The sequence below is a fragment of the Alteromonas salexigens genome (assembly GCF_025628895.1).
GTDB lineage: Bacteria > Pseudomonadota > Gammaproteobacteria > Enterobacterales > Alteromonadaceae > Alteromonas > Alteromonas salexigens.
Genome location: NZ_JAOTJC010000006.1, coordinates 234,560 through 256,265 on the forward strand (window position 1 = coordinate 234,560; position 21,706 = coordinate 256,265).

18 protein-coding genes are annotated in these 21,706 nt (G+C 50.1%); 10 read left to right on the forward strand and 8 right to left on the reverse strand.

Annotated elements, in window-relative coordinates:
- Nucleotides 1-175 precede the first annotated feature (175 nt).
- From OCL06_RS05175 to OCL06_RS05185, 3 genes are all read left to right on the forward strand, one after another.
- Nucleotides 176-739, forward strand: a complete 564-nt coding sequence (locus tag OCL06_RS05175; protein ID WP_262992677.1) for a hypothetical protein — start codon at nt 176-178, stop codon at nt 737-739.
- 186 nt (nt 740-925) lie between these two features.
- Nucleotides 926-1,720, forward strand: a complete 795-nt coding sequence (locus tag OCL06_RS05180) for a DUF2189 domain-containing protein (protein ID WP_262992678.1) — start codon at nt 926-928, stop codon at nt 1,718-1,720.
- 359 nt (nt 1,721-2,079) lie between these two features.
- A complete protein-coding gene (locus tag OCL06_RS05185) occupies nt 2,080-2,403 on the forward strand; it encodes a DUF3718 domain-containing protein (RefSeq protein WP_262992679.1) in 324 nt (107 codons plus the stop codon).
- Between the two features lie 92 nt (nt 2,404-2,495).
- Here the strand turns inward: OCL06_RS05185 and OCL06_RS05190 are convergent, their stop codons facing one another.
- The 5 genes from OCL06_RS05190 to OCL06_RS05210 all read right to left on the reverse strand — a co-directional run bounded on the left by OCL06_RS05190 (nt 2,496) and on the right by OCL06_RS05210 (nt 11,667).
- Entirely contained in the window at nt 2,496-5,561 is a 3,066-nt protein-coding gene (locus OCL06_RS05190) for an efflux RND transporter permease subunit (RefSeq protein ID WP_262992680.1), read from the reverse strand.
- On the reverse strand, nt 5,554-8,844 hold the full coding sequence (locus OCL06_RS05195; RefSeq protein WP_262992681.1) for an efflux RND transporter permease subunit: 3,291 nt from the start codon (nt 8,842-8,844) through the stop codon (nt 5,554-5,556). The genes OCL06_RS05190 and OCL06_RS05195 overlap by 8 nt, the downstream gene beginning before the upstream one ends.
- Before the next feature lie 35 nt (nt 8,845-8,879).
- Nucleotides 8,880-9,962 (reverse strand): efflux RND transporter periplasmic adaptor subunit, encoded by a 1,083-nt coding sequence (locus OCL06_RS05200; RefSeq protein WP_262992682.1) that lies wholly within the window; start codon nt 9,960-9,962, stop codon nt 8,880-8,882.
- Between the two features lie 373 nt (nt 9,963-10,335).
- Nucleotides 10,336-10,737, reverse strand: a complete 402-nt coding sequence (locus tag OCL06_RS05205; RefSeq protein ID WP_262992683.1) for an OsmC family protein — start codon at nt 10,735-10,737, stop codon at nt 10,336-10,338.
- A 33-nt stretch (nt 10,738-10,770) separates the two neighbouring features.
- Nucleotides 10,771-11,667, reverse strand: coding sequence for a CvfB family protein (locus tag OCL06_RS05210; protein ID WP_262992684.1), 897 nt, complete (start codon nt 11,665-11,667; stop codon nt 10,771-10,773).
- Nucleotides 11,668-11,685: 18 nt separating this feature from the next.
- Between OCL06_RS05210 and OCL06_RS05215 the strand changes: the two genes are divergently transcribed.
- The 6 genes from OCL06_RS05215 to OCL06_RS05240 all read left to right on the forward strand — a co-directional run bounded on the left by OCL06_RS05215 (nt 11,686) and on the right by OCL06_RS05240 (nt 17,867).
- The gene (locus tag OCL06_RS05215) at nt 11,686-12,456 is read left to right on the forward strand and encodes a 5-oxoprolinase subunit PxpA (protein ID WP_262992685.1); all 771 of its coding nucleotides are present in this window, start codon (nt 11,686-11,688) and stop codon (nt 12,454-12,456) included.
- The gene (locus OCL06_RS05220; protein WP_262992686.1) at nt 12,456-13,151 is read left to right on the forward strand and encodes a 5-oxoprolinase subunit B family protein; all 696 of its coding nucleotides are present in this window, start codon (nt 12,456-12,458) and stop codon (nt 13,149-13,151) included. The genes OCL06_RS05215 and OCL06_RS05220 overlap by 1 nt, the downstream gene beginning before the upstream one ends.
- Entirely contained in the window at nt 13,141-14,097 is a 957-nt protein-coding gene (locus tag OCL06_RS05225; protein ID WP_262992687.1) for a 5-oxoprolinase subunit C family protein, read from the forward strand. Before OCL06_RS05220 ends, OCL06_RS05225 begins: the two co-directional genes overlap by 11 nt.
- On the forward strand, nt 14,094-14,960 hold the full coding sequence (locus tag OCL06_RS05230; RefSeq protein ID WP_262992688.1) for an aminotransferase class IV: 867 nt from the start codon (nt 14,094-14,096) through the stop codon (nt 14,958-14,960). Before OCL06_RS05225 ends, OCL06_RS05230 begins: the two co-directional genes overlap by 4 nt.
- A gap of 467 nt (nt 14,961-15,427) precedes the next feature.
- Nucleotides 15,428-16,510, forward strand: coding sequence for an endonuclease/exonuclease/phosphatase family protein (locus tag OCL06_RS05235; protein WP_262992689.1), 1,083 nt, complete (start codon nt 15,428-15,430; stop codon nt 16,508-16,510).
- Between the two features lie 94 nt (nt 16,511-16,604).
- Nucleotides 16,605-17,867 carry a DUF2254 domain-containing protein gene (locus tag OCL06_RS05240; protein ID WP_262992690.1) on the forward strand — a complete coding sequence of 421 codons (1,263 nt, stop codon included), beginning with the start codon at nt 16,605-16,607 and terminating at the stop codon, nt 17,865-17,867.
- 111 nt (nt 17,868-17,978) lie between these two features.
- On the opposite strand, the gene fur is transcribed toward OCL06_RS05240, so the two are convergent.
- Nucleotides 17,979-18,404, reverse strand: a complete 426-nt coding sequence (gene fur, locus OCL06_RS05245) for a ferric iron uptake transcriptional regulator (RefSeq protein ID WP_262992691.1) — start codon at nt 18,402-18,404, stop codon at nt 17,979-17,981.
- A 454-nt stretch (nt 18,405-18,858) separates the two neighbouring features.
- On the opposite strand from fur, the gene OCL06_RS05250 reads away from it, so the two are divergent.
- The gene (locus OCL06_RS05250; RefSeq protein WP_262992692.1) at nt 18,859-20,865 is read left to right on the forward strand and encodes a methyl-accepting chemotaxis protein; all 2,007 of its coding nucleotides are present in this window, start codon (nt 18,859-18,861) and stop codon (nt 20,863-20,865) included.
- Between the two features lie 63 nt (nt 20,866-20,928).
- On the opposite strand, the gene fldA is transcribed toward OCL06_RS05250, so the two are convergent.
- The gene (fldA, locus tag OCL06_RS05255) at nt 20,929-21,453 is read right to left on the reverse strand and encodes a flavodoxin FldA (RefSeq protein ID WP_262992693.1); all 525 of its coding nucleotides are present in this window, start codon (nt 21,451-21,453) and stop codon (nt 20,929-20,931) included.
- 31 nt (nt 21,454-21,484) lie between these two features.
- Nucleotides 21,485-21,703, reverse strand: a complete 219-nt coding sequence (locus tag OCL06_RS05260; protein WP_262992694.1) for a DUF2788 domain-containing protein — start codon at nt 21,701-21,703, stop codon at nt 21,485-21,487.
- Nucleotides 21,704-21,706: the final 3 nt, after the last annotated feature.

The following is a 21,706-nucleotide window of genomic DNA, read 5'->3' on the forward strand; positions in this document are numbered from 1 at the left end:
GCGCCGCTGGCTAACCCTTATTTTACCTTGTGAACCCCTGATTTTGCTGCGTTCTGGTCAGTCGTATCCAGGCTGGCAACCGGTCTGACACAACTTTATACAGTTTAGCTGTGAGATGACATTGCGGTGCCCCGTTTTTGCAGCTTTACTTACTAAAAAGCGACCGAGGTGAATTATGCCGTTACCACTATTGTGGCTTGGCGCTGGCCTGGCCGCAGCTTATGCCACCAGTCAGTGGGTCCGTGAACAGCAGAAGGCAGACGGTCACATCCGTCATTTTCCCGGCGAACATGCCGAACAGGTGAAGCCTGTTGATGGTGCGCTGGTCTGTTGTGGGATATACGGTTTGTTCCAGCACACCGGGATATGGCTGGGTGGCAATATTATTGAATTGAAAGGCAATGGACTGGTCCGCGGGATATCGCCTGAGCGCTTCCTGCATAACCGGTCGGGAGAACGTATTTATATTGCCTGTCACAGCAATCACAGGCCGCTGGTAGACCCTAAGGCCGCCGCGCGCGCCCTGGCCCGGGTGTATAGCTATTCTGAGTACGATGTACTGAATAATAATTGCCATCGATTCGTGTACGAGATGATTACGGGTGAGGTGAAGCCGATCACCCGGTTCGGCGAGCTAAATGCAGCAGTGAGTAGGTATTTCTCCGCCTGTATTCACTGGCAGCCAATGACAGCTTGTGACAATTCCTCACGGCTCAACAGCGCCTCCATTTCATCGTAGTTGCGATATATGACTCAGGAGGCTGCCATCCCCATAGACATTTGTATAAAGCTTGCGTAAATTTCATGTTAACGGGTTGTTAATTGGTGCAACTCGGCCTATCGTAGGGATCAGCGTTTCCTGGTTTTTAGCACGTTGCTTTAAGGCGTTGGGAACGCGGATAAAAACACAAGGTAAGGGGATGCTATGTCACAGCATTTTAAAGAAACACCACAAAATGCCATCACGGAAAGTAAAATCGCCCGGGTTATACCCTGTAAAGAACTGGATGTGGGTGATCCCATAAAATGGTTAGCGCTCGGTCTTCGCGACATGCTCAAAACACCGGGCCTGACAGTCTTTTATGGGGTCATGTTCGCCATTATTCCATGGTGCATAACGCTGCTGGTGGCTATGACTGGCTGGCACCTGGTGATTATGCCTGCCATTGTCTGCTTTATGTTGATAGGCCCGTTTCTCGCAGCAGGATTATATGACATCAGCTGGGAGTTGGAAAAAGGCCACAAACCGTCACTACGCCACTCACTTCGTTCTATGCGCCGTAACGCAGTAAACGAGTGGGGCTTTGGCATCTTACTCATGATCCTGATGATATTCTGGTTACGGGTAGCCTCCCTGATTCATGCGCTGTACCCACCGTATCTTGACGAAACGCTGGAAAGCCTGATGCCGTTTCTGGTGATGGGCACCATTGTAGGGGCGCTGTTCACCATCGGTATGCTACTGATTACCGCGTTTACTCAGCCTATCCTGATGGAGAGAAAAGTTGATTTGGCGACTGCCATATTAACCAGCGTCAATGCAGTATGGGTGAACAAAGTGCCAATGTTGATCTGGGGCGGGATAATTTTCACTGCAGTGGTACTCGGTTTTATCACCGGCTTTATTGGCTTTGTGGTACTTATGCCGTTGCTAGGCTATGCCTCATGGCATGCGTATATCGACGCTATCGCCACGAAACGTGAGCGTAAATACGAGTAGTTTCTTGTAATTAACTTTCATAAAGTGCGGGTTTTTTACGCTAGGTGCGTAAAAAACCCGCAATATTTGTGAATTTCCATGTAACTAAATAACCAGGTGAGCTAAATGTAGACTTTAGGCTAAGACGCATTAGTTATTACGATTGGCTTGATAATTCATTTTCAGCATAAGTGTTTATAAATAGATAAGTAAAATCAAAGGCATACAGTTTTAAAGCTTTTGTAACATCTTGATTTACCAACCTTTTACCCACCCTCAACAATAAACCAACAGAAAATCCTCTGAGATTGATGCATAACTAAATGGCACTCAGGCAAATCGTCGGGTGCTAAACGACATCACGTTATGAGGATAATGTCATGAAAACTGTAAAATCGATAACTCTGGCTCTTGGCCTGGCTGCGGTATCTGCCAGTACGTTGGCTGCTGCACCAAACAAAGATGTACGCTTTGTAGGTGACACGCAATTCTCTGGCTTTTGTAAGGCTGTGGTTATGGACGATGTACGCGTACTACGTGCTAACCTGTCTCGCAATGTTGGTCGCATTGGTGCAAGCCAGCGTGAGGTGTTACGCCTGGTCACCGCCGACAACGGACTAACCTGTAATGGTGAAACCCTCATCGACTTCTCTATGCAACGCGGTGCGGGCGATGTGTACGAGTACCTGACGTCACGTAGTTAAGCGTGGGTTGTCTGTTAAAACGGGTGCGAGCAGTAGTGGAAAACCACCTTCGCACCCGTCATTCAGGTTATGGCTGGCGAATGATAATAGGGTCACACCCGTACCCAGCGCGCAACCCGGACCCGGCTTTCACTCAGCAACCGCTGACTGTGAAAACGGAGTCTGAGCAACAGCACATAGGCCAGCGGAACAAGAAACAAACTCGTCAGCGTTGAAAATACCAGGCCACCGGTTATGGCGATGGCCATAGGCGAGTAGGGCGGACCGTCACCACCAATTCGGGTACTTCCGAATGCCAGAGGAAGTAAACCCAGTACAGTGGTTGCCACCGTCATCAGAATAGGTCGGATCCTTGACTGACAACCTTCCGCTACCGCATCGTACAAGCTCAGGCCCTGGTCAATGAGCTGGTTTATTCTGTCTACCAGCACAATACCGTTATTCACCACGATACCCATTAATACCAGCATGCCTATCATGCCCATGATAGACATAGGTGTACCCGTCAGCATAAACGCCCAGAACACGCCCGTGTAAGAAAACAGCAATGAAGTAATCACGGCGGTGGGTAGCAGCAATGATTCGAACAGGGCGGCCATCACCACATAAATCATGCATACCGCCAATAACATATTCATTTGCATCACCGCATTGGCTTCGTCCTGGCGCTGAAAACTGCCATCCAGTGTCCACGAATACCCGGTAGGCAAATCAATGTACTGCATGGCAGTTTCAATGCGTTCTCTGGCTTGCTCTATGGTGGTTTTTTCATCGAGATTCGCACCCACCGTCAGTGCGGTTTGCCGGTAGCTACGATTAATTTGTGATAACTGTGGGACGATGGTCATATCGGCCAGCATGTTCAGGGTAACGCTTTGCCCCTGAATATGAGTGATATATATGTTTTTCAGTGACTCCAGCGAACGCTGGACGTCAGCCCCGTACATGAGCCGTACGCTGACTTCACCACTGTCGCCATAGCGAAAGGTACGCAGGTTGTTACCCCGTAAGGCCGTGGCTACCAGGCTGGCTACGTCACTGACGTTGAGGCCAAGACGATGGGCTTTTTCACGGTTGATACGAATTTGCAGTTCGTCACGCTGCGAGCCTGTGTCGGCCTTCACATCTTTCAGGCCTTCGATACTGGCCAGTACAGGCACTACCTGATCGGCCAGTTGCAACAAACGATCCGAGGATTCGCCCAATAACGTAAGCCGTACGCCGCCCCCGTTGCCTGAATCCCATTGAAAGGACGGACGCGCACGAACGAAAGCCGGCATATCTTCACGGATCCTCTCTTTTAACTCTTCCAGCGGCACCGGTAAATCGTCGTTCAGCGTGATCCCTGACACTGCAAAGCCCGCGGTAAAATAGCTGTACACCTGCTTAATGTGGAAACGCTCCTGATTGGCATAGAGATAAGCTTCCATTCTGTCGACCGTTTTTTCCACTTCATCCAGGGTGTAGTTTTGGGTGACATGATAGTTGAGCCAGATGCGCTCTACATTATTGTTGCCTTCGTCATCGTCACTTACCACACTAAGTGGGATAGCAGTACTGGCAAGAATAGCCAGCGCCACTAATGCCGTTTTACCCTGATTCGCCATGGTCCAGCGCAATACGTTTCCATACCCGGCTATATAGCGGGGTGTTTTTTGCTGGGCATGCCGGGGCAGGCGAATGCGCGAGGCGAGTAACGGAATAAGTGTTTGTGCGATAATTAACGACGCAAACAGGGAAATGCATATGGCAATGGCCACATGCTCCAGAAATACGGTCAGATCAATCTTCACTCCCACAATATTCGGCAGAAATACAATAGCGGTAGTGGTAGTTCCAGCGACCACCGCGAGGCTGACTTTGCCCACCCCTCGCTGGGTGGCCAGCGCGGCGTTAGCATCCTGACTGCGCTCCTGGAAGATACTTTCGGTGATAACCACCGCATTGTCTACCAACATGCCAATAGCCAGCATCAGACCCATCAACGACAGAATGTTCAGGCTGTAACCGAGCAAGTACATCAGGCCGAGCGTGATACAGATGGAAAAGGGCACCGATAACACCACAATGAGCGTGGTGGGTAACTGGCGAATGAACAAGAACAGTACCACCACGGACAACACTGCGCCCAGCAATCCGGCTGCGACCAGATCACCCAGTGACGAGGTGACACTTTTGGCCGTATCGTCCATCACAAACAAGCTGATACCGTTGAAAGCAGGGTCGGCTTTGGCGGCATTAATAACACGCATGACCCGCTCAGAAACCTCTACCAGGTTACTGCCAGACTCGCGGAATATATTGAATCCCACCGCAAAGGTACGATCCAGGTGCCGCCCTTCGGTACGCGCAGGCGTTTCATAACTGATTTCCGCAATATCAGACAAACGGACGCCGTCACGCACCCACAGATTTTTAACGTCCTGTATGTCCGTAAATTCACCCATGGGGTTAACCACAATTTTCTGATCCATAGACAGAATGTGGCCTGCTGTCATCGAGAAGTTTGCTGCCTGCAGGCGTTGACCAAGCTGTTCGGTGTCTATGCGCAGGGCGGCAATTTTTTGTGGTTGTAAACGAACGGTAATTTGTTTTTTAAGTACGCCGTAGAGCTCAACCCGCGACACACCGGCCACCCTTTCAAGCGGGCGTTTAAGGTTGCGCTCTAATAAGTCATAGGCGTTAGAAAGGTCCCGTTCACTGGAAACCCGTAGCTGAAAAATGGGCATATCATTAGTGTTAAACTTATACACCATGATCCGTTCAATATCGTCCGGTAGCAGATGACGAATGGCGTCAATTTTTTCGCGGGCTTCAATGCTCTTGGCCTTAACATTGTCATCCCAGCTAAACTCGACATAGATTTCAGCCCGGTTTTCAAAAGAGCGGGCATTCAGGCGTTTGATGCCTGACATAGTGGCAATGGCCTCTTCTACAGGCCGGGTTATCATCCGCTCGATTTCTGCCGGTGTGGCATCCGGGTAGGGGATGTTAACCACCATTTCGGGTATGTCGATGCCGGGAAACTTTTCCAGTGGCAGTAGGCGCCCCGCAACAATACCAAACAGCAGCATGGACAAAAAACACATAGACACAGTAACCGGGCGGGCCATCGCAAACCGTGCCAGCCCGGTCCCAGCGTGGGCGAACTTATCCATAGACTTTCTCCCCGCTGTCAGTGGACGCCGTGCTATACACCTTGGTGTCGAACAGGCTGTAGAGTACAGGCAGCAGCACCAGGGTAAGCAGCGTTGAGAACAGCAGCCCGAAAATGACTGTCACCGCCATAGGGGTACGTACTTCTGCGCCATCGCCGAAGCCGATGGCCATAGGTAATAGCCCCAGAATGGTGGTCAGTGTGGTCATCACAATAGGCCGCAGGCGACTTTTCGCCGCCGCCACAATCGCTTCGTGTTTAACCATGCCCTGGGCGCGAAGCTGATTGATACGGTCTACCAGCACAATGGCGTTATTGACAACTATCCCGGCCAGCATGATAAGGCCAATAAATACCACCACCGACAGATGAGTACCGGTTAGCCATAAACCATAAACCGAGCCGGCGCCGGCAAGCGGCACGGCAAACAAAATCAGCAGTGGGTGCAGCAACGACTCAAACTGCGAGGCCATGACCAGATAGACCATAAAAATGGCCAGTGCCAGGGCAAACTGCAGCGAACGGAAACTTTGTTGCATGTCTTCACTTTGACCGGCTACGGTGGCGCGCAAGCTCACCGGCAGGGTAATATCTACCAGAATTTGTTGCGCGTTGCTGACGCCCTGCGCCAGGTCACCGAAAGCAAGGTTGGCCTCAATCAGCGCTACACGTTGTTGTCCGACGCGGGTGATTTCACTGGGCCCGACGCTCATATAGACATCGGCCACCGCATTCAGCGGGATCGGGCGGTCACTGCCGGGATTCACAATGATAGCGCCCACATCAGTGACGTTATCCCGCTGACCTTCTTCGGTGCGCACCAGCACATCCACCTTGCGATCTTCCAGGCTATATTGGGTTGCTACCTGGCCGCCTATTTTGGCAGCGATGAGTTCCGACACCCCGGCGGCGTCCAGACCGAGCCGTGACAGCCGGGCATGGTTGAAGGCAATTTTCAGTTCCGGGTTACCTGAACGCAGGGTAGTGGTTACGTCGGTAAAACGCGGCTCTGCAGCAAGCGCTTCACTGATGGCCTGGCTATGGCGTTGTAACAGGTTAAGATCATAGCCCTGAAGTTCTATTTGAATGGGGGCATCAAAGCTAAACAGTTCAGGCTCGCCAAACTGGCTCTGCACACCCGCCTGACGTGCCAGAAACGTGCGCAATACCGTTCTGACCTGATCAATTTGGCGGTCGTCTGCCGTGGGTGCCATCACCACATTCAACTTACCCCATTGGTCGCCGCCCTGACTGGGTGCGGCGCTTACCAGGCTTCCGGTACCAGCCAGTGAATAGGTACGTGATACACCGGGCTGCTGCTGAGCAAGGGTTGCCAGTTTCGACAACAGTGCGTCGGTCTGAGAAATTTGGGTGCCTGCCGGCAACGACACTTCAACGTCAAATTCCCCTTGCGACATGGTCGGAATGAGCTCCATGCCCAGCCTGGGCAGTAAGCTCACTGACAGTCCCGCAAAGACCATTGCCACTGTCAGCACCAGTATGCGTGCCGATAAGGCGGCGCCTAACAGGCGGTCATACGCCCGCTCTATCAATGCATACAGTTTTGCAAATGCCCAGATGAAAGGTTTAAACAACCAGTGAAGGGCGGCAGCACACAGATGCCAGGCGCCGAGGATCAGGGTCATCAATGCGGCGGGCAGGTAGACGAACAGGACGCGGAGCAGCAGTTTAAGTGGCAAGGTTAGCCAGTAGACGGTTTTACCCCAGCGGGTTTGCGGGCCGGGCGCCGGAGGTGTGTCAAAGACATCATTATGCTGTGGTGTTTCACGTTTTTGACGGCTGGCCAGGGTAGGGATCAATGTCAGTGCCACCACCAGTGAGGCCAGTAAAGCAAACGACACGGTTAATGCCTGATCCCGAAATAACTGCCCGGCTATACCTTCTACAAAGACTAATGGCACAAATACGGCCATGGTGGTCAGTGTTGACGCCAGAATGGCACCAGACACTTCGCGCGTGCCACTGGTGGCCGCAGCTTCACGGTTTGTAACGTCGACCTGGCGACGACGATGGCGGTCAATGTTTTCCAGCACCACAATGCTGTTGTCTACCAGCAAACCCACGGCCAGCGCAATGCCACCCAGGCTCATGATATTCAGACTGATATCATTCCCGTACATCAGATTAAACGTCGCAATGACGGACACGGGGATAGACACCGATATAATCAGGGTTGGCCAGAAATCCCGCAAGAACAGGTATAACACCAACATGGCAAGCACGCCGCCAATCAGTGCGGCAGATTTAACGTCGTTAATTGCCTGTTCAATAAACTGGCTCTGATCATACACAAGCATGAGCTGGTACTGCGCCGGCATCGTATTTTGTAAAGTGTCGACAGCCGCCCTGACACGTTGCGCCACGTCGACGGCATTGGCATCGCCCTCTTTATAAATCGCAATTTCAGCGCCTTCCACACCATTAAAACGGGTGATTGCATTGCGCTCGCGGAACGTATTCGTCACGGTGGCAATGTCTTTGAGCTGAACATTCCGGTTATCAAATCGGCCTATATATAACTGCCTGATTTGATCAAGATTCTCAAACTGATTCAGTGTACGTACCAGAAACGCCTGGCTACCGTCTTCAATGCGACCACCGGCGGTGTTGACATTTTCCCGCTCCAGCCGGGCAATGACTGCTGACAACGAAATACCCAGCTGGCTGGCACGTTGCTGATTAATTAATACCTGAATCTCATTTTCCAGTCCGCCACCTATTTTGACAGAGGCGACCCCTTCAATAGATTCCAGGTTGCGTTTTACCTGCTGCTCAGCGTACTCCCGGAGGCGTTTCATCGCTTCTGCGCTGGTGGTCTGGGCTATGTCGTCACTGAATCCCAGCCCCAGCCGTAGAACAGGGTCAAGGCTGGGGTTAAAGCGCAGTAGTCTGGGTTTATCGATATCCAGCGGCAGCTGTAAAATATCCAGCTTTTCTCTTACCTCCAGGCTCGCAAAGTCCATGTCAGTGCCCCATGCAAACTCCAGCACTACATCAGACTGGCCGGCCCGGGAGGTAGACGTCACACTTCTTACCCCTTTTACTACACCAATTGCTTCTTCTATGGGCTTGGAAACCAGTTGTTCAATTTCCGCGGGCGCTGCACCCGTGTAATCGGTGCGAATGGTAAGGGTAGGGTAAGACAGTTCAGGTAATAAATTGACTGATAGACGGCCCAGCGACACCATACCAAATAACAGTATGGCGAAGGTAAACATAGCCACTGCCACCGGCCGCTTTACGGCAATATCCACAATACGCATGTTCAGAATTCCTTTTGTAAAGGCGATGTCGGGCGTTAGCCGTTCACTACATCAACGGGGGATGCATCTTTCAGGTTCTGGTGGCCGGTGATTACCACGCTTTCAGTCCCTGTGAGTCCTGTAACCACTTCAATCATGTCACCCTGTTCAAAGCCGGTGGTGACGGGGACTTTGTTGGCCACACCATCGCTTACCACAAACACACTTTGCTGATCATCAATGCTCACCAGCGCTTTACGCGGAAGTAAGGTGGCATTGGCTTTGGTGGCATATTGCAGCGATACTTCGCTGAACATTCCGGCCTTGAGGGCTTGCCCGGCATTGGGTACCCGCAGAGTGACTTTAAACGTGCCGGTACTGGCATCAATGACCGGGCTTATCCGCTCTACATAAGCCGGCATCTTGCTATTCCCAAGGGCTGCCACAATCAGTTGAGCAGGCTGGTCTTTGCGGATCTGCAGCAGCTGGCTTTCCGGGAGGTAAACAATGCCCTGCAGCTCACGCTGCTGAACAATGTGAAACATCCGTTCACGCTGAAATGACTCTGTCAGATTACCTACCTTGGCATTGCGCTCCGCGATAAACCCGCTGATGGGAGCGCGAATGGTGGCTTCTTTCAAATCAAGCTCGGCGAGACGCACCGAAGCAGCGGCAGACTGGAATTGTGCGGTGAGCTTTTCATAAGCGTCATCGCTGATAAGCTTTTTGCTGTAAACCTTATCCATCTTGGCCAGTTCCTGCTCGATTCCGCGTAAATCTGCACGGGCTTTGGCAAGACCCAGTTCGTAACGTTCTTTATCAAGCTGCGCAAGGACCTGGCCTTTTTCAACGTAGTCGCCTTCTTCGACCAGAATTTGTTCAATGATCCCCGAGGCCCTGGCTACCACAAACGCCTCTTCCTTGGCTTCCAGAATGGCCGTAGTTTGGTAAGTAGAGGCTATTTCACCTTTGCGGATTTGATGGGTTTCTACGGGGATGGCAATGAGGGGTTCTTCTGGCGTTTCAGCAACGTCGATAGCTTCAGCGTTTTCGCACCCGCTCAGTGAAATAGCCAGGCCGAGCACCGCGCTAATGATTAGTAACCGGGAGAGCTTAGTAGGGGTAGTAGTGTATTCCATGGTAAAAACCTGCTTGCTTATTGATCTGGTAATGCTGGTATACAGCACGAGCTGTGCCAGCCGCCAAAAATACAAATAGGTAAAAAATACAATGAGTTATATTTTATTGAACAGGCTGTTAATTAACCGTTAACGCAATTATTAGCGGTTCTGACCACTTGGTAGTGCATAAGCCTATGAGTTAAGCTCGACGAATTAAGATAGCCAACAATGCCCGAGAGGCGTTAGCGCAAGCTAAAAAGAATGTGGAGGTAGGGAAAAGTAGAATTATGTAAGTATTTGATGAATATAGCGACAGGAAGGTCACATGCACGACGTAACAGGGTGAGAGAGGAGGGCCGGTAAAGCCAGAGGAAATACCGGCTAAAGGCTATCAGGCCGGGGTTTTAATTTCGTAACTGGTAGAAATATTAACCTTGCCATCCAGCATCAGCATTACTGAGCAATATTTCTCAGCAGACAAGGCGACGGCACGTTGCACAGCTTTGTCAGTAAGACCTTCGCCGGTGACAATATAATGTGCCTTGATGTCAGTGAATACCCGGGGTGGCTCATCGGCCCGGGTGGCATCCAGTTCGCACTGGCAACCGGTGAGTTCAAACCGACCCTTTTTCAGAATTTCTACGACATCAACGCTCGAGCATGCCCCTGCAGCCACCAGAACCGATTCCATCGGTGAAATGGCGTTGCCATCGCCATCCATTACGGTGCTGTAACCTGAATCGGTATTGCCAGTGAAGCTAAGGCCGCCATCCCAGTTTACCGTTGCTTTCATGCTGTTTCCTCTTTATTTAACGACACTGCTTTTTTAAGCAATTAAACGGATTTTTTCTTTATCTATATGAATCAGGCGCTGTTTGAACAATGCGCCCAGGGCTTTCTTGTACGCCGCTTTACTCACGTTAAAATGTTTGTAGATAGCATCCGGCGGACTTTTGTCAGTCAGCGTGGACAGCCCGCCATGCGCGCGCAAGTCGTCAAGAATGGCCTGCTGCAGCGCATCTCTGCCGGCCTGATCCTGGCGCTGCATGCTGACATCAATTTTACCGTCTTCACGAATGTGTTTAACCACCCCAGGCAACGAATCACCGATATTGAGCGGGACAAGTGCCTCGCTATGAAAAATCAGCCCAAGGTATTTTTCATCCAGTAATACTTTGTAGCCCAGGTCGGTTTTTGCAAAAACCAGTGCATCTACGGTATCGCCAACTTTAAGATAGGGAGCTGTTTCTTTAAAAAACCGGTGCAGTCGGGTGGCGCCAAGTAAGCGCCCGGTGGCATCTTCAACAAACGCATAAACCACATAGTTCATGCCTTCACTAACCGGTGATTCCTGATAATTTGCCGGTACCAGCAAGTCATTTTCCAGGCCCCAGTCGAAGAATGCACCAAAATGGGTCGCGCCTACGGCGCGCAACACTTTTACTTCGCCTTGCTGTATTTTGGGCGTTTGAGGGGTAGCGATCAGTTGGCCGCTGTTATCCGTAAGCACAAATACGTCAAGCTGAGTGCCAGTGGTGGTTTCTGCGGGCGCCAGTTCACGAGATAAGGTGACGAGCTCGTCGTCATCATGGGTATCAGGGCTGGCTGCTAGCTGGAAGCCAAACGGGAATTCGGCCACTACATAGAGCCGATTAATTTTACCAAGGTTTATCATCAGGACATGAAATTTAGGAAAGAACGAGTAACATAGTAACGAAATCATGGACAGAGCTAAACCATTATGAAGTTAAATTGTGATTTAGGTGAGAGTTATGGTGCCTGGTCGATGCCGGTGGAAACCGAAATTATGGTGTACATCGATCAGGCGAATATTGCATGTGGTTTTCATGCTGGTGACCCTGTCACGCTCAAGCGTGCGATTGCGCTTGCCCTGGAGCATGATGTGGCTATTGGCGCCCATCCGTCTTACCCCGACCTACAGGGCTTTGGTCGTCGCAGTATGAGCATGAAGCCAGAAGAATTAAAAGCTTGCCTGCACTACCAGATTGCGGCGCTGGCCGGGCTGGCGAAGATGCAGGGCGGGGCGGTGAGCTACGTGAAGCCCCACGGCGCTCTGTACAATGATTTAATGCAGGACGTAAATTTACGTAAAACAGTGATGCAGGCGATTTACGAAGCGGGCGATGGAGAGCTCTCCCTTATGATCCAGGCGCATCCCGATCACGCTGCCCTGATGGCCCAGGCGAAGGACATTGGTATAAATCTAATATTTGAGGCCTTTGCTGATCGCCGCTACACCGATGAGGGTTATCTGGTTTCCCGCCATCGTGACGGCGCCGTACTCAGCGACGACGAAGCGTTAACCCAGGCCGAAAGATTTATGGATAAGCAGGAAGTGGTGACGGAGTCCGGTGCCATAATCCCGATTGCGGCAGACAGTCTGTGCGTACACGGTGATTCGCCCGGTGCGGTAGACATGGCGCGAAAAATTCGACTAGCACTGACCCACCGCAAGCTTGGCGCAAAATATTCGTATGGACACGAAAAATAATGCAGCCGTTTGACTCTATCAGAGCCATTCAGCCTGCAGGCATGAATGCCATTATTGTGTATTTTACTGGCGAGGATGTGGCTGCCGCGAATGCGTGGTGTCAGCGCTGGGCTCACACAGTAAGGGCTGCAAAGCCTGATTGGCTGACTTCTCTATTGCCCTCCTATGACTCGCTGGTGATTTCTTTTAAACCAGAATGCATAGACTTCCATGGTGTATATCAGTTTCTGCGCCATTGTCGCACCGTAAAAAACGATCCCAGCGGGGATCCGCAGCACCACAGGGTACAGGTGTGGTACGGAGCCGATGACGCTAACGATTTAAAGGAAATAAGCCGGCATACCGGCCTCACCACGGATGAAATTATTGCACTGCACACTGAGACCACATACCGGGTATTTGCGGTAGGGTTTGCACCGGGCTTTGCTTACCTTGGTGAGCTTGATCCCCGCCTGGCCTGCCCACGGCTGGACTCGCCACGCCAGCACGTGCCGGAAGGGGCGGTAGCCATAGCCGATAGGCAAACGGCCGTGTATCCGAGCGAATCGCCCGGGGGCTGGCATTTACTCGGCCTCACCAACGCCCCGTTATTTGATAGCGAATCAGCTAGTGCCCGTTTCGCGGTAGGTGACACAGTGCAGTTTGTAGGGATTTCTGAGCAGGAATATAACAACGGAGAGCAGCATGACAACTGATAAATGCTGTGCACTCATGGTGAAGTCACCGGGTATGCAGGCACTTATTATGGACGATGGGCGTGGCGCAGCCCAGCAACAGGGATTCAGTGAGTCCGGCCCAATGGATGATGATGCCTTTTTCTGGGCGAACTGGCTGTGTGAAAATCCGAGCAGCACACCACAGATAGAATGGGTGGGGGAAGCTGAATTTGAAGCCACTCAGACCATTAACGTTGCCGTTACCGGCCCCGGTGCTGAGGTCCAGGTAAACGGCAAATCTCATGCTATGTGGACCACACTCCGGCTTAAAGCCGGCGATAGGTTGTCTGTCACACCCGACAATATGGGAACCCGTCATTACCTGGCGGTGAGTGGACGATGGCAGGTTCCCAAAGTTGCCCGTAGCGCCAGTACGGTAATACGTGAACACTTAGGAGGGCTGTCACGCGATGGGAGCGCGCTGGTAACGGGTGATGCTATTCCGATTGACGTCCGGATAACCGAAGATATTCGGGAGCTACCTGAGGCAATGCGTCCGGCATATTCACCTGATACGCCTTTTGCCGTCATTCCTGGCTACCAGTACAACTGGTTTAGCCCGGTGAGTCAGCAATTGTTTTTTTCCTCTGTTTATAAAATTACTCCGCAAATTGACCGGATGGGCTACCGTTTATCCGGAACCGCGATACAATGTAGTGAGCACGCATTACGCTCGGAAGGGATCACATTAGGTGCAATTCAGTTGCCCCCTGACGGTCAGCCAATTGTGATGATGCGAGACCGACAAACACTCGGTGGTTACCCCAAGCTCGGCTGCGTCTCCACGAACGATATCAGCAGGCTCGCTCAGATGGTGCCTGGCCAGCCGATAGAGTTTGAGGCACAAGATGCGGAGCAGGCCAGAGCAACCTATTTACTTAAATTACGCCAACGACAGTTGGTGACAGGATCGCAGTATACATGACAATAGCCTATTTAAATGGCGACTACCTGCCGGTCACAGAGGCGCGAATTTCTCCGCTTGACCGGGGGTTTTTGTTTGGTGACGGAATTTACGAGGTGATCCCGTGTCACCAGGGCAAAACGATTGGCTTCAGCGCACACATGGACAGAATGGGTGAAGGACTTGAGGCGTTGGAAATAGCATCGGGCATGAGCGCAGAGGACTGGCTTGAGGTAGTGAATCAACTGCTACAACAAAATGCGACATTTATACCCAGTGGCTACATTGGCATTTACCTGCATGTAAGCCGGGGTACAGATACCCGGCGGTTTCATGCTTACCCGAAAGATCTGAGCCCTACGCTGTTTGCCTTTGCCTTTGAACTGGCCAACCCGCCGAAGTGTGATCGCGACGAGGTAAAAGGATTACGTGTGGCGCTTGCGCAGGATCGCCGCTGGCAACGCTGTAATATAAAATCGACCTCTTTGCTGGGTAATGTCATGCACTACCAGCACAGTTATCAAAGCGGGTTGGACGAGACCATCTTATTCAATGCCGGGGAAGAGGTGACTGAAGCCAGCTCCTGCAATGTCTTTGCGGTGATCAATGGCGAAGTTGTTACACCATCACTGGACCATCAGTTGCTGCCAGGCATAACCCGTAAAATTACCTTGCAGGCGCTGCAAACTGCGAATATTCCACACCGGGAAAGACCGCTAACAGTCACTGAGTTAAAGCAGGCTGATGAAGTCTGGCTAACGAGTGCCAGCAAAGAAATATCCCCGGTTACTGAGATTCAGGGGCAACCGGTAGGCAACGGTAAAGCCGGGCCGGTCTGGTATGAGGCATTGACGGCATTTAATACGATTAAATTCAGTGCCTGACGAATTGTTTTTCTCAGCGGTGACGTTGTTCGCCTTAATTGCCTGCAGTCAGGGTTAGAAAGTATCCTTGTATTTACTAACTCTTTAGTTGGTATTAAATAGTTTAATGACTCTATAGTTGCTGGAGCAAAAGTGGCCAAAGTCACTCTGATACCGAGCCAAGTCACGAACCTACCTACCATCGTCAACTTTATTCTCTGAAATAAAATCCCGATGCAGAATCTGGCTGATCAAGTCGTTGAAATATTTCAGCGGCTCCTTTTTCTTCATTTCACAAAATAAGTCGCACATTTTCTCTATTCAGTTCATAGTGGTTTCTTCAAAGTGGTAGAAGCATCTTTTTCGTATTGACTATTTAATCGTTTTTTTTGCATAACCTTCTAACCTATGGGTAACAGTGAAAGCACTGGGGTGCGAAGATACAGTCGTCATCAGCCGAAGAGGTGAAATTACCTACAAGGAAAAGTATGGAAGTCACAATTATTATAGCCACGTTCATATTGGCAACCGTAACGCTGTTACCTTTGTGGCGCAATCCGCATTGGGTGGTGAGGAGTATGGATTTTCCTCGCATGCAATTAGCCATTGCTGCAGCTCTAATGATACTTGCGCAAATTACATTTCTTAATTATTCGGGTTATCAGGCCTGGCTCCTGCTTGGGGTCGCGATTGCCTGCTTGATTTGGCAACTCTGGTGGATTTTACCGTATACGGCTCTTTGGCGTGTGGAGGTAAAGCCGACCACCAATCCTGCTCCGGACAGAGCGCTAAGAATTCTCACTGCCAACGTACTGACGCCTAACCGTCAAGCCGATGTCTTGGTTAACCTGGTCAATCAGCATTCGCCCGATATACTCGTGACACTCGAGTCCGATCAGTGGTGGCAAGATCAGCTTGATAAGCTGGAAACTGACATGCCCTACAGTATTAAATGTCCATTGGATAACCTTTACGGTATGCACGTATATTCCAGGCTACCGTTAGAGGACATCGAAACGTCCTTTTTGGTTGAACAAGATATCCCTTCAATGCATGCACAAGTCAGGCTGCGCTCGGGGGATGTGGTACGGATACACTTTCTTCATCCCGCACCACCCAGCCCCTCAGAAAATCCTGAATCTGCGGAGAGGGATGCGGAGCTGGTTATTGTAGCGAAGAGTGTGACTGAAAGTGACCAACCCGTGGTGGTAACCGGAGACCTCAATGATGTTGCATGGTCGTCCACAACGCGCTTATTTCGAAAGTTGAGCGGGCTATTAGATCCGCGTGTGGGCCGAGGAATGTTTAATACATTTCACGCCAAATATCCGTGCTTTCGATGGCCTCTGGACCACCTGTTTCACAGCGAGCATTTTACTGTCAGTTCGATAAAGCGGCTACCTTACTTCGGCTCCGACCATTTTCCATTATTAACAGAACTATCTTTTAACCCTGTCCAAAAAAGTAATCAGGACGGACTGGATACTGATGAGGATGAAGAAGACTGGGCGAAATCGATCTCAAAAGAAGAAAAGGTGGGGGCAAAAGATGTGCCTACGCCGGGCGAGTAGCAGGTAGCAAGCATCACGGCGTTAGTTATAGCGAACGTGTTTAGCATTCTACCTGAGCCGTCACATCTGCTTGCTGAACTATTGGATAGCAAATATGGAAGATAAAATCAGGTTCTTTCTTAGCCGAACAGCTGAAAGACTGTGGGTTAAGCCTTTAATCGTTTGTCTCATATCAGTTTTAGTCGCGTTCGTAGCCCAGCTATTTGACCAGCTGGCCCTGGTTCAAAATGTGCCGGACGTGAAAACTGAATCAATCACAATGCTTCTTAAAATCATATCTGCAAGCATGTTAGTCATGGCTGTATTCGCGGTGGGCACCATGCTGGCGGCGTATCAATCCGCAAGCAGTTCAGCTACACCCAGAGCTTTTACTCTGGTCGTGTCTGATGATGTTTCTCAAAATGCCTTGTCCACCTTCATTGGGGCTTTCATATTCAGCATTGTGTCACAAGTTGCATTGATAAATGGTTATTACGAAAAAGCTGGTAAGTTTGTCCTTTTTATCATCACCATCATTGTCTTCGTGATCGTCATAATGGGGTTTATTAAATGGGTGGATAGTATCGCCCGACTTGGCCGTCTCAGTACCACAATTGCCAAAGTTGAAAAAGCCACGGCAGATGCGCTTAACCGGCGTGCTGAAAAGCCATATCTGGGTGGTACCAAAGCGGATCAGCGAAAAGAGGGAGTGCCTGTTTATGGCCACACGGTTGGTTATATCCAGCGGCTGGATATGGATTTACTCCAAGAGACTGCAGAGCGTGAAGAATTTCTGGTTGAAATTGCAGTGTTGCCAGGCACCTTCGTAACCTTATCCCAGCCTTTGGCCTTTATACGCGGAGGCGAGAACATGGACAAAGGGATTCAGAACAATGCTATCACTAACGCCTTTATAATTGATAAACATAGAACATTTGATGATGACCCCCGCTTCGGGCTGATTACCCTATCTGAAATAGCAAGTCGTGCGCTTTCTCCAGCCGTTAACGATCCGGGAACGGCCATCGAAATAATAGGTATTTATGTTCGTCTTTTTACAATATTCGCCCAGCAACCAGACGTTGGTAAGCAGACGGGAGTAGACTACGATCGCGTGGCGGTGCCTGAGCTTGCAATAAGCGATTTGTTCGAGGATGCGATGAATGCCATTGCGAGGGACGGCGCTGGTACAATTGAAGTTGTGATCCGGCATCTTAAAGCATTGCGAACATTTGCATCTTTCGATAATGAAGATATTAAAAATGCCGCGATCGAAACGGCTAGTATAGTTATGTCGCATGCGGAGCAAGCACTGAAAACGCCTGCGGAGATAGCGAAACTGCAGGCCGTATCTCAACGTGTCCGTACTGAAGATTAAGCCCTGCCTGCTAAATTATTACACTAATTGAGACAGAAGAGCTTTGTGTAATCACGAGAAAAAAAGCCCGCTTCAGCGGGCTTAGTACTTGTTTGTAGCAGTTACCGGAATTTAGTCAGACTGATCACAGTTACCGTCTGTGCACTCACCATACAGATACAAACTATGATGCGTAAGCTTCATTTTATTCTGTTTGGCGACTTCTTCCTGGCGCCGCTCAATAACATTATCTTCAAATTCGATGACTTTTCCGCACTTCAGACACACCAGGTGGTCGTGGTGATCTTTATGACTGATTTCAAATACGGACTTCCCGCCTTCAAAGTGATGGCGGTTGAGAATACCTGCATCATCGAACTGGTTTAACACCCGGTATACGGTGGCCAGGCCAATTTCCTCACCATGCTCAATCAGGATTTTGTAGACATCTTCTGCGCTGATGTGCTGGTTGTCTGGATCCTGAAGGATTTGCAGTATTTTCAAGCGCGGCAGGGTAACTTTCAGTCCTGCTTTTTTGAGTTCTTTATTCTGATCCATAGCCTACCAATTATTATGGCGTTTCGGGGTAGGGCTATTATAGGTAACTCACAACGATTTGGAAGTAAAAGCGCAAGCTTGCTGAGTGGTTGGTGGATTTAACACCACAGGGGACAAGTGAATTTTCCCTAAATGAGACTTTGGACTAAAAGATTTTCACTAAAGTGTCGATATAATGGAATGTAAATGTTACGTAATAAAGTTGTGGGGTAGACTAAGCAGGTGAAGACCACTATTAAATCTTCTGACTCCTGATCGCTGGCGATGAGAAAGAGCAATAACAACCCATTAAATCAGTCGGTTGTAGTTCTTGTGGGGAAGGTGAGTTTTCAATGTATGAAATAGTAATAAAACGCTTTTTCTTCACCCCGTACTTAGATTAACATCTCATTAAAATAATAAAGGTATGCGCGTCATTCATTGGCGGTGCAAAATCCACAAGTCGAGATAACGAATGCAGTTAAATGTCGTCAATAAAATTAGCCTGGGCTTTGCGCTGTTCGGGTGTTTGCTACTACTTACCAGTATTCTCTCCTATTTCGGGCTAAGTGATATCAGGCAATCAGCCGTCGATGTGGTAGACAATAAAATGCCTGTCCAAAGTACCGTGGTGAGTGTTAAAACGGAAATACTCTCGCTGGCCACCATCACCGCAAACGGTTACCACGTAAACTCCCTGGCTGAACTGCAGGCCAATCGCGAACGCTTTGAAAGCCTGGCTGAGCCGTTTCTTATCCATATGAATCAGTTGCAGCAGTCCATGACCACTGCTTCCGCAGCGCAGTCTGCTATAGACGGAAGTAAAGCATATGTTGCTGAAAGTAATGCAATGTATACGGCTCTGGAGCAAAAGTTGCGGTTGATTGAGCGCATTGCCGAGCAACTGGAAGGGGTCTTAATGTCGGCAGATGAAGCCAGTGCGTTGATGCTCGATTTGTCGTACTTAGAGGCTGACGGCCCGGGGATCCAAACCCTGATTGGTGCCGGCACCAACATCGATAATAAACTGCTGACCATGAATACTGCTATCGGTGAGTTAGCCGCCACCAACGATGAAACAGCTACGCAAAATATCGTGGCCGATCTTGAGTATCAGTTTAGTAACCTGAAAGTGGATAAAGATTACCTTAACCGCCTGGCCGAAGGCGTGGATGACGGCGGTACGGTGGCAGCATTCAACAATGAGTACCAGGCGTTAATCACCCAATTAACCGGGGACGAGGGGCTAATTTCTCTACAACAAAGCAAGCTGGCACAAATTGCTGCGGCGGCCAGCCACCGGGATGCGGCAAATCAGGCCCTAGAAAATGCATTAGCTGATATCAATGGACTGTTCCAGAACGTCAGTCAATCTACCCTGGCCGGTCAGAACGAGATATTACAAACGGTACAGGAGAATCTGGTTCGTAACCTGATAGTGGCTGTTACTGGCCTGCTAGCCGCGGTCGTTCTGGCTGTATTTGCGACCCGTAGTATTGCCCGTCCGCTGACTAAAATTAACCGTGGTCTGACACAGTTAAGCCAGGGCGATCTCACCACCAAGCTTGATCAGTCGGGCAAAGATGAATTTGCTGTATTAGCGGCCCGGGTGAATAGTCTTACCGATAGTTTACGTGAGCTGGTGGGAAATATTCTTGAACAAGAAATTAAGCTGATGGCTATCACAAAAGAGAGTGTGTCATTAGGCGAGCGAAGTCTGCGTGATGTGGATGCACAGCGTCAGCAGGTGCAGACTACTTCCAAGAACACTCAGGTGGTGCAGGACACCAGCCGCAGTAACCTGACCCAGATCAATGTCGCAATGGAAGAGCTGCATACTGTGACGGAGCAAAGCCGGGCGATAGCAGATTTGGTGGCTGACAGCCGTCGCCAGGTCGACAGCCAGGCCAAGCAGGCTGAAACGTCTGCCACTGTTATCCATCGCCTGGAAGAGAACAGCAGCCGTATAGGCAGTATCCTTGATGTCATTAAAACCATCGCCGAACAAACTAACCTGTTGGCCCTGAACGCAGCCATTGAAGCGGCACGAGCCGGTGAACAGGGCAGGGGATTTGCGGTAGTAGCCGACGAGGTACGCACACTGGCCAACCGTACCCATGCATCCACAGAGGAAATCGAAACTATGATTGACTCACTGCAACAGGATGCAAAAGAAGCGGTGGGTGCCATTGAAACTGGCCGGCAGCAAGCAAACCAGGGAGTGGAAATTACCCGGCAGGTGAGTGAACAGGTAGAGGGGATCCGCCATATCATTGTTAAGCTGAGTCAGATTAACCAGGACATAGTAAAGGACACTCGTGAGCAGGATGGGTTGTTAGCTGATGTGGCTACCAGCCTGACTACGATTGTTGAGTTGGCTGAGTCGAGCGCCAACAGTACCCGGCAGGCCAATCAATCGACTGCGCAGCTCGATGAACAAATGGAGAGCCTTAAACGGGCGGTGGAACGCTTTCAGCTGTAACTCTCACTGGGCTTCAACAAAAAAGGGCCGCATGTGCGGCCCTTTCTTGTAATTCCAATCTTATTAGGCCAGTTCAGCCAGGCACAGCTCTTCGTGCAACTGTTTGCACCAGGCTTTTACCCGCTCTTCGGTCAGTTCTGGCTGACGATCTTCGTCAATGCCCAAACCTACGAAGTGGTTGTCGTCGGCCATTCCTTTTGAAGCTTCAAAGTCATAGCCCTCAATAGGCCACTGGCCAACCAGAATGGCGCCGCGAGGCTCTACGATATCGCGTACCATGCCCATTGCATCGAGAAAATACTCGGCGTAATCTTCCTGGTCGCCACAACCAAAAATGGCGACCAGCTTATCGTTGAAATCAATGTCTTCCAGTTCCGGGAAAAAATCGTCCCAGTCGCATTGCGCTTCACCGTAATACCACGTGGGGATCCCAAAAATAAGCAGATCAAATTCTGCGATATCTTCTTTACTGCTTTTGGCGATGTCTTTTACATCAATAAGCTGTTTTCCAAGCTCTTTTTGAATCATCTTGGCAATGTGTTCGGTATTTCCCGTATCACTGCCAAAAAACAGGCCCACACTAGCCATAACCTACCCCTGTCTAACAGTTAAGTTGCAGTTAAACTCCGGCGCTCACCCAGAATAACTCTATGATCCCTTTGGCAGCAAAGCCAAGGGCACCGAGGCCTAGCACGCCGTACGCCACAACCCGGCCTATCAGCGGGACATTATTTCTGGCCAGTACGTCGTGTACTGCGAATGCCATCAATACGAATAAGCAGGTTAATCCGCCATACAGCATGATGGTTTCGATGAGCTCGTAATTTTCTGCAAGCATAAA